This is a genomic window from Leifsonia sp. 115AMFTsu3.1 (assembly GCF_004362795.1).
Taxonomy (GTDB): Bacteria; Actinomycetota; Actinomycetes; order Actinomycetales; family Microbacteriaceae; genus Leifsonia.
On record NZ_SNYB01000002.1, the window covers coordinates 481,018 to 495,410 of the forward strand.

At 71.3% G+C, this 14,393-nt stretch carries 11 protein-coding genes and 1 pseudogene; 5 read left to right on the forward strand and 7 right to left on the reverse strand.

All coding sequences use genetic code 11. The annotated features are described in order from the left end of the window. Positions 1–31: 31 nt before the first annotated feature. Positions 32–3,424 carry an efflux RND transporter permease subunit gene (locus AXZ95_RS13290; RefSeq protein WP_018192321.1) on the forward strand — a complete coding sequence of 1,131 codons (3,393 nt, stop codon included), beginning with the start codon at positions 32–34 and terminating at the stop codon, positions 3,422–3,424. Between the two features lie 83 nt (positions 3,425–3,507). Continuing rightward, positions 3,508–4,404 carry an arginase family protein gene (locus AXZ95_RS13295; RefSeq protein WP_018192320.1) on the forward strand — a complete coding sequence of 299 codons (897 nt, stop codon included), beginning with the start codon at positions 3,508–3,510 and terminating at the stop codon, positions 4,402–4,404. Positions 4,405–4,511: 107 nt separating this feature from the next. Here the strand turns inward: AXZ95_RS13295 and hutI are convergent, their stop codons facing one another. The 3 genes from hutI to hutH all read right to left on the reverse strand — a co-directional run bounded on the left by hutI (position 4,512) and on the right by hutH (position 8,950). After that, positions 4,512–5,669, reverse strand: coding sequence for an imidazolonepropionase (gene hutI / locus AXZ95_RS13300; protein WP_018192319.1), 1,158 nt, complete (start codon positions 5,667–5,669; stop codon positions 4,512–4,514). Then, positions 5,666–7,324 (reverse strand): urocanate hydratase, encoded by a 1,659-nt coding sequence (hutU, locus tag AXZ95_RS13305; protein ID WP_026307307.1) that lies wholly within the window; start codon positions 7,322–7,324, stop codon positions 5,666–5,668. The genes hutI and hutU overlap by 4 nt, the downstream gene beginning before the upstream one ends. A 93-nt stretch (positions 7,325–7,417) precedes the next feature. Further along, a complete protein-coding gene (gene hutH / locus AXZ95_RS13310; RefSeq protein WP_018192317.1) occupies positions 7,418–8,950 on the reverse strand; it encodes a histidine ammonia-lyase in 1,533 nt (510 codons plus the stop codon). Between the two features lie 104 nt (positions 8,951–9,054). On the opposite strand from hutH, the gene AXZ95_RS13315 reads away from it, so the two are divergent. After that, positions 9,055–9,813: an IclR family transcriptional regulator gene (locus tag AXZ95_RS13315; RefSeq protein WP_018192316.1), complete on the forward strand. Its 759-nt coding sequence runs from the start codon at positions 9,055–9,057 to the stop codon at positions 9,811–9,813. Between the two features lie 18 nt (positions 9,814–9,831). On the opposite strand, the gene AXZ95_RS13320 is transcribed toward AXZ95_RS13315, so the two are convergent. Continuing rightward, entirely contained in the window at positions 9,832–10,335 is a 504-nt protein-coding gene (locus tag AXZ95_RS13320) for a GNAT family N-acetyltransferase (RefSeq protein WP_018192315.1), read from the reverse strand. A 117-nt stretch (positions 10,336–10,452) separates the two neighbouring features. Continuing rightward, complete coding sequence (locus AXZ95_RS13325) at positions 10,453–11,040, reverse strand: DNA starvation/stationary phase protection protein (protein ID WP_018192314.1); 588 nt, start codon at positions 11,038–11,040, stop codon at positions 10,453–10,455. A gap of 181 nt (positions 11,041–11,221) precedes the next feature. On the opposite strand from AXZ95_RS13325, the gene AXZ95_RS13330 reads away from it, so the two are divergent. Further along, positions 11,222–11,653 (forward strand): Hsp20/alpha crystallin family protein, encoded by a 432-nt coding sequence (locus tag AXZ95_RS13330; RefSeq protein ID WP_018192313.1) that lies wholly within the window; start codon positions 11,222–11,224, stop codon positions 11,651–11,653. Positions 11,654–11,690: 37 nt separating this feature from the next. On the opposite strand, the gene AXZ95_RS13335 is transcribed toward AXZ95_RS13330, so the two are convergent. Then, positions 11,691–12,137: an SRPBCC family protein gene (locus AXZ95_RS13335; RefSeq protein WP_018192312.1), complete on the reverse strand. Its 447-nt coding sequence runs from the start codon at positions 12,135–12,137 to the stop codon at positions 11,691–11,693. After that, the gene (locus AXZ95_RS13340) at positions 12,134–13,702 is read right to left on the reverse strand and encodes an NAD(P)/FAD-dependent oxidoreductase (protein ID WP_018192311.1); all 1,569 of its coding nucleotides are present in this window, start codon (positions 13,700–13,702) and stop codon (positions 12,134–12,136) included. The genes AXZ95_RS13335 and AXZ95_RS13340 overlap by 4 nt, the downstream gene beginning before the upstream one ends. Before the next feature lie 266 nt (positions 13,703–13,968). Between AXZ95_RS13340 and AXZ95_RS13345 the strand changes: the two are divergent. Further along, a pseudogene (locus AXZ95_RS13345) lies at positions 13,969–14,393 on the forward strand (ATP-dependent helicase); the annotation flags it as partial.

The following is a 14,393-nucleotide window of genomic DNA, read 5'->3' on the forward strand; positions in this document are numbered from 1 at the left end:
TCCTGAAACCGTCGTCCCCGAGGGGAAACCTGTGCACTTCCTCGCCGTCCTGAGCATGAAGAACCGTGCCCTGATCGCGCTCGTCACGATCGTCGCCGCGGTCTTCGGCGGACTCGCCCTGACCAACCTCAAGCAGGAGCTCGCGCCGTCGATCTCGTTCCCGCAGCTGGTGGTGCTCTCCAGCTACCCGGGCGCATCGCCGGAGGTCGTGAACAACGACGTCAGCACGCCGGTCGAGGCCGCCATCCAGGGCGTTCCCGACCTCGACAGCACCAGCGCGGTCAGCAGCACCAACCAGTCCATCATCACGGCGAAGTTCACCTACGGGACCGACCTCGCCACCGCCGAGCAGAAGATCGACCAGGCGGTCAACCGCATCAAGTCGACCCTGCCGTCGGGCGTCGAGCCGCAGGTGCTCTCGGGCAGCATCGACGACCTGCCCGTCATCCAGCTCGCGGTCACCGGCGGTGACGACCAGCGCGCCCTCGGCGACGACATCACGAAGCTCGTGCTCCCGGACGTCAAGGATGTGAAGGGCGTCAACGACGCGCAGCTGGTCGGCGAGATCGGCCGCCGCATCGCGATCACACCGGACCCGGCGAAGCTCGCCGCCGCCGGCGTCTCGTCATCGGCGATCAAGGACGCGCTGCAGCAGAACGGCGTGCTCATCCCGGGCGGAGACATCACCGAGAACGGGCAGACGCTGTCCGTCCAGTCGGGGACACAGTTGTCGTCGGTCGAGGACATCGCCGGCCTGCCTCTGATCCGTTCGGCAGGCGGCGCGGGCGCGGGTGGTGCCGGGGGCTCGAGCGGAGGAGCGGCCGGGGCAGGTGCCGCAGGCGCGGCGGGAGCGGCCGGCGGGGCTGCGGCCGGCGCAGCTGTCGCTCCGAGCACCCCGCCGACGATCGGCGACGTCGCGACCGTCGCCGAGACGGACGACCCGACCACGTCGCTCTCGCGCGTCGACGGCAAGCCCGCCCTGACGATCGCGGTCACCAAGCTGCCCTCCGCGAACACGGTCGAGGTCTCCCACGCGGTCAACGACCTCATCCCGAGCCTGGAGAAGAAGCTCGGATCCGGCGCGAAGATCACCGTCGTCTTCGACCAGGCGCCGTTCATCACGCAGTCGATCAACTCGCTCACCGAGGAGGGTCTGCTCGGTCTCGCGATGGCGGTCATCGTCATCCTCGTGTTCCTGCTGTCCGTGCGGTCGACGCTGGTGACGGCGATCTCCATCCCGACCAGCGTGCTGATCACGTTCATCGTCATGTGGGCGACCGGCTACACGCTCAACATCATCACGCTGGGCGCTCTGACGATCGCGATCGGGCGTGTGGTGGACGACTCCATCGTCGTGATCGAGAACATCAAACGGCAGCTGGTGCCCGGCGCAGACCGAGCGGTGACCATCGTGCGGGCGGTCCGTGAGGTCGCGGGCGCGATCACCGCATCCACGATCACGACCGTTGCGGTGTTCCTCCCGCTCGCGTTCGTGGGGGATGTGACCGGCGAGCTGTTCCGGCCCTTCGCCCTGACCGTCACGATCGCCCTGTTGTCGTCGCTGCTCGTCGCCCTGACGATCGTGCCGGTGCTCGCCTACTGGTTCCTCCGGGCGCCGAAGGCGCACAAGCACGAGGGCGGCCCCGAGGTCGAGGCTGCTGCTCTGTCGGTGGAGGAGGCTGCGGCATCCGGCATCGACGAGCTCGAGCATCCCTCGCGGCTCCAGGCCGGCTACCTGCCGATCATCCGCTGGACGCTCAAGCGCTCGGGGCTGACCATCACCGCGGCCGTCCTGGTGCTCGTCCTCACGCTCCTCACGGTGCCGTTCCTGAAGACGAACTTCCTCGGGTCGAGCGGGCAGAACTCCCTCACCGTCACGCAGACCCTCGATCCCGGCGCGAGCCTCCAGTCGAAGGACGACGCGGCGAAGGTGGTCGAGAAGAAGCTGCTCGACACTGACGGCGTCAAGACCGTCCAGGTCTCCATCGGCTCCAGCGGCTCGTCGCTGCGGGACGCGTTCACCGGCGGGGGCGGCGGTGGGACGACCTTCTCCATCACGACCGACCCGAACGCCGACCAGGAGAAGCTGCAGAACACCATCGAGGACGAACTGGCCGACATCAAGGACCAGGGAGAGATCACGCTCTCAGCGTCCAGCGGCTTCGGCGGCTCGACCGACATCCAGGTCGACATCTCCGCCAGCAGCAACGCCGACCTGCAGAAGGCGACGGACTCGGTGGTCGCCGAGCTGCGGAAGAAGTCGTCGCTGAAGCAGGTGACCGACAACCTGAGCGCATCGCTGCCCTACGTCTCGGTGGACGTCGATCGATCCAAGGCTGCAGCGGCCGGACTCAGCGAGGTGGCCGTCGGCACCATCGTCTCGCAAGCGGTCCAGCCCACGCAGGCGGGTTCCGTCGCCATCGACGACACCACGCTGAAGATCTACCTGCAGAGCGACAACCCGCCGACGACCGTCGCCGGGCTCGCTCAGCTGTCCATCCCGACGGCGACGGGGATCGTGCCGCTCGACACGCTCGCCAGCGTGAAGGAGGTCAAGGGCCCGGCGACGGTGACCACCCAGCGCGGGCTCCGGACCGCGTCCGTGACCGCCACCCCGGCGACGGACAACCTGACGACAGCGAACGCCGACGTCAACGCGGCCCTCAAGGCGGCGGACCTGCCCTCGGGTGCGACGGCCAAGATCGGCGGCGTCTCCTCGAGCCAGTCGGATGCGTTCCAGCAGCTGGGCCTCGCGCTCCTCGCGGCCATCCTCATCGTGTACATCGTCATGGTGGCGACGTTCCGCTCGCTGCGGCAGCCCCTGCTGCTGCTCGTGTCGGTGCCGTTCGCGGCGACCGGCGCCATCCTGCTCCAGCTCGCCTCGGGCATCCCGCTCGGCGTCGCGTCGCTGATCGGTCTGCTGATGCTGATCGGCATCGTGGTGACCAATGCGATCGTGCTCATCGACCTGGTGAACCAGTACCGACGGCGCGGTCTCGCGGTGGCGGACGCCGTGGCGCACGGTGCATCCCGACGACTGCGCCCCATCCTGATGACGGCGCTGGCCACGATCGCCGCGTTGACCCCGATGGCGATCGGCCTGACGGGGCACGGCGGCTTCATTTCGCAACCGCTCGCGATCGTCGTCATCGGTGGACTCATCTCCTCGACCGTGCTGACGCTCGTCGTGCTGCCGACCCTGTACAACCTGGTCGAGGGGCGACGGGAGCGGAAAGAGGCGCGGAAGGCGGCGAAGGCCGCGGCCGGCGGTGGCGCGGACGGGACCGGGGATGGCGGTGCGGGCGATGGCGGGACGCCGGTCACCGGTGGACCGACCGGGCCGGAGGGTTCGGACGGTACGGGTACACCGACCGCTCCTCAGCCGCCCGTCTTCACGCGGCCGGCCGGAGGGACGCAGGTCTGATCCGACGGTCGCGTCCGGTATCCCAGACGGGCATGCCGGACGCGGCCGCTGCGTTTGCGCCGCCCATCGCTAGGGTCGCGAATATGAGCGCACACGGACTCTCGGTCGACCCGCTGTGGCCGCGCGCGGGCGACTGGCCGCCGCTGGGGGCGGACGGCGCGGACCTGACGCTGATCGGCATCCCGACGCAGGAGACCTCGCTCTCGCCGACCGGTGCGGGTGCCACCCCTGCGGCCGTGCGGGATGCGCTGCGTCGCTACTCGGCGTTCGCAGCGGGAGAGGACGTCGAGGCGCTGCGCTTCGCGGACGCCGGGGACGTGCCGTCACCCGACGGCCCGGAAGGGCGGGAACGTGCGCGTGCGGCAATGGCGGAGGCCTCGTCCCGGTCGCGACTGACGGTCGCGGTCGGCGGCGACAACTCGCTCACGGTCCCGGCGGCGCTCGGGTCGTTCGGCGGGGACCTCGGCGCGGCGGGGCTGATCACGCTCGACGCCCATCACGATCTGCGCGACGGATCGTCCAACGGCTCTCCGGTGCGTGAGCTCATCGAGGCGGGGCTCGACGGCCGGCGGATCGTGCAGATCGGCATCGCCGACTTCGCGAACTCGGCCGCCTACGCCCGCCGCGCGGCGGACTATGGCATCACGGTGATCCTCCGCGACGAGCTGCACACGCGTCCGCTGGACGACGTCATGGCGGAGGCGCTGGAGATCGCAGGGGCGGGCGGCGGTCCGGTCCACGTCGATCTGGACGTGGACGTCTGCGATCGCTCGGTGGCTCCGGGGTGCCCGGCATCCGTCCCGGGCGGACTCGCTGCCTGGGAGCTCCGCCGCTTCGCGCGGCTCGCCGGCGCATCCCCGCTGGTCCGTTCCCTCGACATCGCCGAGGTGGATGCGACTGCCGACGCCCCCGACCAGCGCACGGTCCGCCTCGCGGCGCTCCTCGTCCTCGACGCCGCCGCCGGCCTCGCCTCCCGCTGACCCCACCCGTCCCGTCCCCGTCGCCCCCCGTCGAGTCCGCAAACTTTGCACGCTCGCGGGGCGAATCGTGTGCAAAGTTTGCGGACTCGACGGTGGGGCGAAAGGGACTAGAGGCGGAGGGTGCGCTCGATGAGGGGGACACCGGGCCGGTAGGCGAGGTGGATGTGGCTGGGGGCACGGAGGACCGCCAGGTCGGCCCGCGCTCCGGGTCGCAGGTGCCCGACGTCGTCGCGACGGAGCGCGGCGGCGCCGCCCAGCGTCGCCGCCTGCAGGGCCTCGGCCGGCGTCAGCCCGAGCTCACGCACGGCGAGGGCGATGCAGAACGGCATCGACGACGTGAACGACGACCCCGGGTTGCAGTCGCTCGCGAGCGCAACGGTCGCGCCGGCGCCGAGGAGGCGACGCCCGGACGGGTAGGGATGCCGCGTCGAGAACTCGACGCCGGGCAGCAGCGTCGCGACGGTCCGGGAGGCGGCCAGCCGCTCCACGTCGTCGTCGGTCAGGTAGGTGCAATGGTCGATGCTCGCCGCATCCAGTTCCACAGCGAGGGCGACGCCGTCTCCGGGGCCGAGCTGGGCGGCGTGGATGCGCACGCCCAGTCCGCGTGCGGCCCCCGCCCTCAGGATCCGCTCCGACTGCTCGACGCTGAACGCGCCCGTCTCGCAAAAGACGTCGATCCAGCGCGCGTGCGGCGCGCAGGCGTCGAGCATCGGGCCGGTGACGAGATCCACATAGGTGTCTGGGTCGTCGGCGTACTCGGCCGGGACGACGTGCGCACCCAGGAACGTGGTCTCGTCGGTCACCTCGCGCGCCAGTCGGAGCAGGCGCTCCTCGTCGGCGACGGTCAGTCCGTAGCCGCTCTTGATCTCGAACGTCGTCGTGCCCTGCGCGTGCAGTTCGGCCACCAGCCCGGCGAGCCGCGCGCGCAGTTCGCCGTCCGTCGCGGCGCGTGTCGCTGCGACCGTGGACCGTATGCCGCCAGCGGTATACGGTCGCCCGGCCATGCGCGCCTCGAACTCCTGCGCGCGATCTCCGGCGAAAACGAGGTGGGTGTGCGAGTCCACGAACCCCGGGATCACGGCCGCGCCGGCGACGTCGACGACGCTGTCCGCATCCGATCGGGGGGCTGCGGCCGAGGGTCCGGTCCAGGCCACCCGGCCGTCGACGGCGAGAACGGCCGCATCGCGAACCAGCCCGAGGGGTCCGGGATGCGCCGGGTCGAACGTCGTCAGCTCGCCGATGCCGGTGACGAGGGTGGCGGTCATCGGCCTTCGCGCATCGGGATGCGCAGCCCGCGCTCCTCCGCGACCTCGACAGCGCGCTCGTATCCCGCATCCACATGCCGCATCACGCCCGTGCCCGGATCGTTCGTCAGCACGCGCTCGATCTTCTCCGCGGCGAGTGGCGTGCCGTCGGCGACGACGACCTGCCCGGCGTGGATGCTGCGGCCGATCCCGACGCCGCCACCGTGGTGGAGCGACACCCAGGTCGCGCCGGACGCCGTGTTGAGCAGCGCGTTGAGGAGGGGCCAGTCGGCGATCGCATCGGAGCCGTCCGCCATCGACTCCGTCTCCCGATACGGCGAGGCGACCGAGCCGGAGTCGAGGTGGTCGCGCCCGATCACGACCGGTGCGGACAGCTCGCCCGAGGCGACCATCTCGTTGAAACGGAGGCCGGCCAGGTGCCGCTCCTTGTATCCCAGCCAGCAGATCCGGGCGGGTAGTCCCTCGAAGTGCACCTTTTCGCCCGCCTGGGTGATCCAGCGGCGCAGGTGTTCGTCGTGGGGGAACAGGTCGAGCACGGCGCGGTCCGTCGCGGCGATGTCGGCCGGGTCGCCCGAGAGCGCGGCCCACCGGAACGGTCCCTTGCCCTCGGCGAAGAGCGGACGGATGTACGCGGGCACGAACCCGGGGAAGCCGAACGCGCGGTCGTAGCCGCCCAGCTGGGCCTCCGTGCGGATCGAGTTGCCGTAGTCGAAGACCTCGGAGCCGGCGTCCTGGAAGCCGACCATCGCCTCCACCTGGGCGGCCATCGACCGTCGGGCGTCGTCGGTGAAGCGCTCGGGGTCTGCGGCTGCGCGGTCGTGCCACTCCTCGACCGAGTAGCCGACGGGCAGGTAGCTCAGCGGGTCGTGCGCGCTGGTCTGGTCGGTGACGATATCGATCGGCACACCGCGGCGGAGCAGTTCGGGGAAGACCTCCGCCGCGTTCCCCACCACGCCGACCGAAAGGGCGCGGCGCTCCTCCTTGGCCGCCAGTGCCTGCGCGACCGCGTCGTCGAGGTCGTCCGCCAGCACGTCGAGGTAGCCGTGGTCGACGCGGCGCTGCAGGCGGGTGCGGTCAACATCCACGATGAGCACCGCCCCGCCGTTCATGGTGACCGCGAGCGGCTGCGCTCCGCCCATGCCGCCGCATCCACCGGTCAGCGTGAGGGTGCCGGCGAGGGTGCCCTCGAACCTCTTCCGCGCGACCGCGCCGAACGTTTCGTACGTGCCCTGGAGGATGCCCTGCGAACCGATGTAGATCCACGAACCGGCGGTCATCTGGCCGTACATTGTGAGACCGAGCGCCTCCAGTCGGCGGAACTCGGGCCACGTCGCCCAGTCGCCGACGAGATTGGAGTTGGCGATCAGCACCCGGGGGGCCCACTCGTGCGTGCGGAAGACGCCCACCGGCTTGCCGGACTGCACGAGCAGCGTCTCGTCGGCCTCGAGGTCGCGGAGGGTGCGGATGATCGCGTCGAACGCCTCCCAGCTGCGGGCCGCGCGGCCGGTGCCGCCGTAGACGACCAGGTCGTCGGGGCGCTCGGCGACCTCCGGGTCGAGGTTGTTCATCAGCATCCGCAGCGGGGCCTCGGTCTGCCAGCTCTTGGCGCTGAGCTCGGTGCCTCGCGCCGCGCGCACCGGTCGGGCTCCATCCATGGTTCTCGTTCCTTTCGTTACCCCGTCGAGTCCGCGAAGACTGACGGTTTCGACGCTGATTTCGTGCAGTTTGTGCGTACTCGACGGTGGGGGTCAGGGGAGGTGGGCGGCGGCGCGGAGGGCTCCGGAGGTCACGAGAGCATAGGCGGCCTCGATCTCGGGGGAGAGGTGGCGGTCGGGGCCCGGGCCCGGGACGACCCTCCGCAGTGTCGCGATGACGGCTCCCGTGGCGGGGCCCGGCTGCAGCGGGGCGCGCAGGTCGGCTCCCCGGGCGGCGGTCATGACCTCGATCGCGATCACGCGGGCGAGCCCGTCGATGGCGCGGCGTAGCTTGCGGGCGGCCGCCCATCCCATCGACACGTGGTCCTCCTGCATGGCCGACGAGGGGATGCTGTCCACCGACGCCGGCGCGGCCAGCCGCTTCAGCTCGGAGACGATCCCGGCGGCCGTGTACTGGGCGATCATCAGACCGGAGTCGACGCCGACTTCATGGGCGAGGAATGGCGGCAGCCCCTGGTTGCGCGCAGGGTCGAGGAAGCGGTCGGTGCGGCGCTCCGACATGCTGGCGACGTCGGCGACGGCGATCGCGAGGAAGTCGAGCACGTACGCGACCGGCGCTCCGTGGAAGTTGCCGTTCGACTCCACCCGCCCGTCGAGGGTGAGCACCGGGTTGTCCACGGCCGAGGCCAACTCGCGCTCGGCCACCAGCTCCGCGTGCGCGACGGTGTCGCGTGCGGCGCCGTGCACCTGCGGAGAGCACCGGAGCGAGTAGGCGTCCTGCACCCGGGTGCACTCCGGTCCCTTGTGACTCGCGACGATCGGCGAGCCGGCGAGCAGGGCGCGCAGGTTCGTCGCCGAGACCGCCTGGCCGGCCTGCGGCCGCAGCCGCTGCAGGTCGTCGGCGAACACCGCGTCGGTGCCGAGCAGCGCCTCGACGCTCATCGCGGCGGCGATGTCGGCGTCGGTCAGCAAGCCGTGGAGGTCGTGGATGGCGAGCGCGAGCATCCCGAGCATCCCGTCGGTGCCGTTGATGAGCGCGAGTCCCTCCTTCTCGGCGAGGACCACGGGCTCGACTCCCGCAGCGGCGAGGGCGTCGGCCGCGTCGACCGGTTCGCCGTCGACCCGCACGCGGCCCTCGCCCATCGCCGCCAGGGCGCAGTGGGCGAGCGGCGCGAGGTCGCCGGAGCACCCGAGCGAGCCGTACTCGTGGACGACCGGCGTGATCCCCGCATTGAGGAGGGCGGCGTAGGTCTCGACGGTATGGGGTCGCGCACCCGTGCGCGCGGTCATCAGCGTGGACAGGCGCAGCAGCATGAGGGCACGGACGACCTCGCGCTCGACCTCGGGACCGGATCCGGCCGCGTGCGAGCGCACGAGGCTCGCCTGCAGCTGCGCTCGGCGATCGGCGGGGATGAATGTCGTGGCGAGTGCGCCGAAGCCGGTCGAGATGCCGTAGTGCGGCTCGGTGTCGTCGGCGAGGGCGTCGACGATCGCGCGGGAGGCGGCGACTCCGGCGAGGGCGTCGGGGTCGAGTTCGACGCGGGCGTCGTGGCGCGCGACGGCGACCACGTCGTCGATGGTGAGCGGTCCGGCACCGACGGTGACGGCGGTCTGGGTCTGGAGCATGGTCCGATCCTCGCGCCGCGCGGTCGTGAGCGCTCCGGCTGTAGGCTGCTCGGTGTCCGGGATCCCAGACACGGGCGCGGCTACCGGCGAGGGAGGTGGATGCGGTGAGCAAGGTCCCCGCGGCGGAGAACACCCTCCGCGTCCTCGCCTACCTCGGAGCCCAGCGCGGCCCGGCCCCGGCTGCCGCCATCGCCTCTGCCCTCGGCTTGCCCCGCTCGACCGTCTACCACCTGCTCGCCGTGCTCACCGAGCACGGTTTCGTGCTGCACTTCCCCGAGGCGCGCCGATACGGCTTGGGCGTCGCCGCCTACGAGCTGTCGAGCGCCTTCTCGCGTCAGCAGCCGCTGAGCCGGCTCGGCCGGCCGATCGTGGCGGCGCTGGTGGATGCGATCGGCGAGTCCGGGCACGTCGCCGTACTCCATGGTCGTGATGTCGTCTACATCGTGGAGGAGCGCGCGCCCCGGCGGCCGCGACTGGTGACGGATGTGGGGGTGCGTCTTCCGGCTCACCTGACGGCGAGCGGACGCGCGCTTCTCGCGACCCTGCCGCGCGAGCAGCTGCGCGCGCTCTATCCGGATTCCGGCGCGTTCGAGGACCGCACGGGCTCCGGCCCGCACTCCTACGCCGAGCTGCGCCGAGTCGTGACGGAGGCCCGCGAGCGCGGCTACGCCACCGAGGACGGCGACGTCACCCCGGGCTTCGCCTCCGTCGCGGTGTCGGTGCGCGACCATGCGGGCTGGCCCGCCGCGGGCATCGCGGTCACCTTCCCGCGCGATAACGTTGCGCCGGAGGGGTGGGATGCGCTCGCCGCCCGGGTGCGCGAAGCCGCGGCCGAGCTGTCCCGGCGCATCCGCGGGAGCTGACGCCGGCCGGCGCGGCGGCTAGCGTGTGGGAACGGCGAGCGACTTGGCGTAGCAGACCGACCACGGATCGTCGGCGTACGCCCCGAAGTTCGGGATGCGCACGTAGCCCGAGCGCTCGTACAGTGCGATCGCCGCGTGCTGCAGCGGACCTGTCTCCAGTCGCACCTCGACGATGCCTGCTCCTTCAGCGGCGGACTCGATCGCGCCGAGCAGACGGCGGGCGAGGCCCTGACCGCGGGCGTCCTCGTGCACGAACATGCGCTTGAGCTCGGCGCGGGGGAGGGCGTCGCTCCGCGAGCCGTCCGCGCCCTCGGAACCGTCGGCCACCAGGGCGGCGATGCCCAGCGCACGCCCGTCGACCCGTGCGACGAACACGGTGACGCCCGGGCGCTCGAGTTCGGACACATCCAGCAGGTAGCAGCTCTCGGCCGGGTACAGCGCGAAAGCGAACTCGTCGCTCAAGCGCAGCAGCTCCTCGACCTCCGGCTGCCGGGCCGGTTCGGGGCGGATCTCGATCGGCATGCGTCGATGCTAGCCGCGGCGTGTGTCGCCGGTGTTTCCGGGACCTCCTCGAGGCGCACACGGAAGCGGGCCGACGGCTTCCCGCCGCCGGCCCGCCCCACCGCGTGAACCCGGGCGTCAGGCCCGGCTCGGGGTCCGGTTCTCGGCGCTGACCATCCAGGCGTACTGCTCGAGCCGCTCGATGATCGCGTGCAGCAGGTCCGCAGAGGTCGGGTCCTCCTCATCCACGTCGTCGTGCACGTCGCGCATGGTGCGGACGACCGCCTCGAGGCGCTCGGTGATCAGGTCGACCGTCTCGGTGGTGTCGACCTCGCCGTTGGGGAACTCGGGCAGGCTGGTCTGCTCGGCGACGGTCGCGCTGCGGCCGTCGGGGGTCGCGTGGAGGGCGCGGAGGCGCTCTGCGACGTCGTCGCTGAACTCGCGGGCGGCCTCGACGATCTCGTCGAGCTGGAGGTGGAGGTCGCGGAAGTTGCGTCCGACGACGTTCCAGTGCGCCTGCTTGCCCTGCAGGTGCAGCTCGATCAGGTCGACGTGCACGCGCTGGAGGTTCTGCGCCAGTTCGGCGGAGGCGACGAAGCCGTGCTCGGCGTGCTCGCGGCGGGTCGGGGCGACGCCGACGGCGGCCGTACGACGTACGGAGGCGGTCTTCGGCGCGGTCTTCTTGGCGGTGCTCTTGGTGCTCGTCTTGGTCTGGCTTGCGGCCACGATGGGTCCCTTCCGTTCGATGGACGACGCTGACGGTAGGCCGTCGCCGACGGTTCGGGAAGCGGGTTGACGTGGTCGCAATCCCCTTGGCACTCTCCGGGTGCGAGTGCTAAAATCTGTGGTCGAAAAGAGAGTGCAAAGGGCCTCTCATCAGGTGATCCAGAAGAAAGGGGTACATCCAATGGCCATGTCGTTCGATCCTTTCTCCCAGCTGGACCGGATCGCGCAGAGCATCTTCGACACCAGCCGCCAGCCGCGCATCATGCCGGTGGACCTGTTCCGAGAGGGTGAGCGCTACATCCTGAACGCCGACCTCCCCGGCGCCGATCCCGCGTCGGTCGACGTCGACGTCGACGGGCACCTGCTCACCATCCGGGCGGTCCGCAGTGCGGCCGACCGCGACGGCGCCCGCTGGCTCGCCCAGGAGCGCCCGTACGGCGCGTACATGCGTCAGTTCACGATCGGCGACGACGTCGATCCCGACGGCATCACCGCGTCGTACGACAACGGTGTGCTCAGCGTCATCATCCCGGTGGCCGAGCGGGCGAAGCCGCGGAAGATCGCGGTGGAGTCGTCGGGCTCCAGCGAGACGAAGGCGGTGTCGGCCGGCTGATCGAGCCGGTCTCAGCGCACGAGCCGAGGGCGCGTCGTCACTGGGCGGCGCGCCCTCGCGCCACCCACTCCAAGCGACGCAGCGTCTCCGCGTTGCGCACGTGCAGCATGCTGTCCGCCAGCACGTCCGGGATGCGGGTCACCGGACCGGAGTACGGGAACTCCTCCATCCGCACGACGCAGCCGCCTGCGCGGGGCTTCACGTCGATGATCACCCGCTCGGAGCCGAACGGCCGTGTCTTCGCCTCGAGCACCATCCGGCGCGGCGGGTCCCAGTCGTCGATGCGCGTCTCGTCGTTCAGGACGAGCGGCCAGACGCCGATGGAGTGATGGAGACGGGATCCGACGGCCGGGTACCGGCTGTCGGCGGCGCGCAGTCGCGAGGCGCCGACGACCCAGGTCGGATAGACCCAGGGGTCGGCGAGGACGGCGAAGACCTGCTCGGGCGTGCAGGCCATACGGCGGACGTTGACAGACATGTTCACTGCTCCGGAAGCTCGTGGGGATGGACGGGGTCGGGCAGCGCGGCGACGGGCCGGGCGATGGTCTGGTCGGGCCCCGGCGCCAGGTCCGGCATCCGGGTGAAGCCGAACTCGTGACGCAGGGCGCTGCGTGCGGCGTAGTACCCGCCGAGTCCGTGCACGCCCGGCCCGGGCGCCGCGGACGACGACGCCAGGTAGAGTCCGTGGCCAGGCATGCGCCACGGGTCGGTGGAGAGGACGGGGCGGGCCACCAGTTGACCGAAGTCCGGCGCGCCCGCCGAAATGTCCCCGCCGATGTAGTTCGGATCGTGCTGCTCCATCTGCGCCGCGTTCTTGGTCGCCGTCCCGATGATGAGGTCGCGGAAGCCGGGGGCGAACTCCTCGATGCGCCGGATGATCGCCTCCGTCTGATCCTCCGTCGAACCGCGCGGGACGTGCGTGTACGTCCAGAGGACATGCTTGCCCGCCGGCGCCCGCGTCCCGTCGAACAGGGAGGGCTGGGAGACCAAAACGTACGGTGCGTCGCTGTGCCGCCCGGCGGCGACGGCGTTCTCGGCGCGGGCCGCCTCGGCGCGCGATCCACCCAGGTGCACGGTTGCGGTCTCGTACAGGTCCGGATTCGTCCACGGCACCGGGCCGGAGAGCGCGAAGTCGGCCTTGAACACACCGTTGCCGTCGCGGAACCGGGAGATGCGCCGCAGGTAGCCGCTGGGCAGCCGGTCCTCGGCCAGCTGCGCGGCGTGCTTCACGTGCGTGTCGAAGACGACGATCCGCGAGTCGGGGAGCTCGGCGAGAGACTCGACGGGCGTGTCGGTGACGACCTCGCCACCGTGAGCGACGATGTCGGCGACCATCGCATCCGCGATCGCCTGGCTGCCGCCGACCGGGATGGGCCAGCCGCGTGCGTGCGCGTAGGTCGCCAGCGTCATTCCGGCGGCTGCTCCTGCGACGCTCGGCAGGGGAACGGTCGTGTGGGCGAAGACGCCGGAGAGCAGAGCGCCCGGCGCCTCGGTCCGGAACGGCAGGTCCCACCACGGGCCGCCCTGAGCGATGGCGGTCAGCCCGAACCGGGCGGCGACGAAGGGATGCCGTGGCACCTGCAGCAGCTGCGAACCGGTGAACTGGGCCACGGCGTCCGCGTGTTCGACCAGCGGGCCGAGCAGGGCGCGCCAGGCGAGGCCGTCGACGCCCAGCGCATCCACCGTGCGTTCGAGGTCGAGGTACGCCATCGCGACCCGGCCCCCAGGAAGCGGATTGCCGTACGACGCGGTCGGCACGACGAACGGCACGCGCTGCTCCAGACCGAATCTGCGGAAGAAGCCGGATGCGAAAGCCAGCGGATGGACGGCCGAGCAGACGTCGTGCCGGAAGCCGGGGAGGGTGAGCTCCTCGGTCCGCAGGCCGCCGCCCACCGTCGCGTTGCGCTCGTACACCCGCACCGACAGACCGGCGCGCGCGAGCGTGACGGCGGCGGAGAGACCGTTCGGGCCCGACCCGATTACGACGGCGTCGAGCTTGCCCGCTGCAGGCCGGTTCCCCGAGGGCGTGTTCGCGGAGGGAGCGCTCATACCTCCCTGTATACCCCGCACCTCGGCGCACACGGAGAGGGATCAGCAGTCCGTTCCCAGCATCCATGCACTATCGTGGGGAGGTCGGCTCTTGACACTGCGCGATCTGCGCGGATGGGTTTGTCAGTCAAGTGGGCCGGTTCCGTACCCGATCGGCGGTATGGATCACACAATCGTGAACGGCCCCGGACACAGTTCGCCCGGGAATCATTCGGTGCGCTGCGGCGTGCCGCCGAGCACTCGACATGAACCCAGGAAGAACATCCATGCCCGGATACAACAACGACCGACGATCGCAGAAGCCGTCCCGCGGCGGAGCGCCCAAGAGCAGCAGCAACCCGAGCCCCAAGCACCGCGGCTACCGCGCGGAGGAGCCGGCATCCGGCAAGAAGGCCCGCTGGAGCGCCGACGAGCGTGCCGCGCGCGGCCGTTCGACGTACGGAACCCGCGACGACAGCGCCGGCCGCGGCCGCACCGAGCGCCCCAACTGGGAGCCTCGCGGCAAGGACGCCCGCCGCACCGAGCGGGTGTGGGAGGAGCGCGCGCCGCGCCAGGACCGCCCCCGCCGCGACGGCGACGACCGTCCCCGCCGCAGCTTCGACGACCGCGCGGACCGTCCACGTCGTGACTTCGGTGACCGGACCGAGCGTCCGCGTCGTGAGTACGACGACCGTCCGCGTCGCGATTTCGG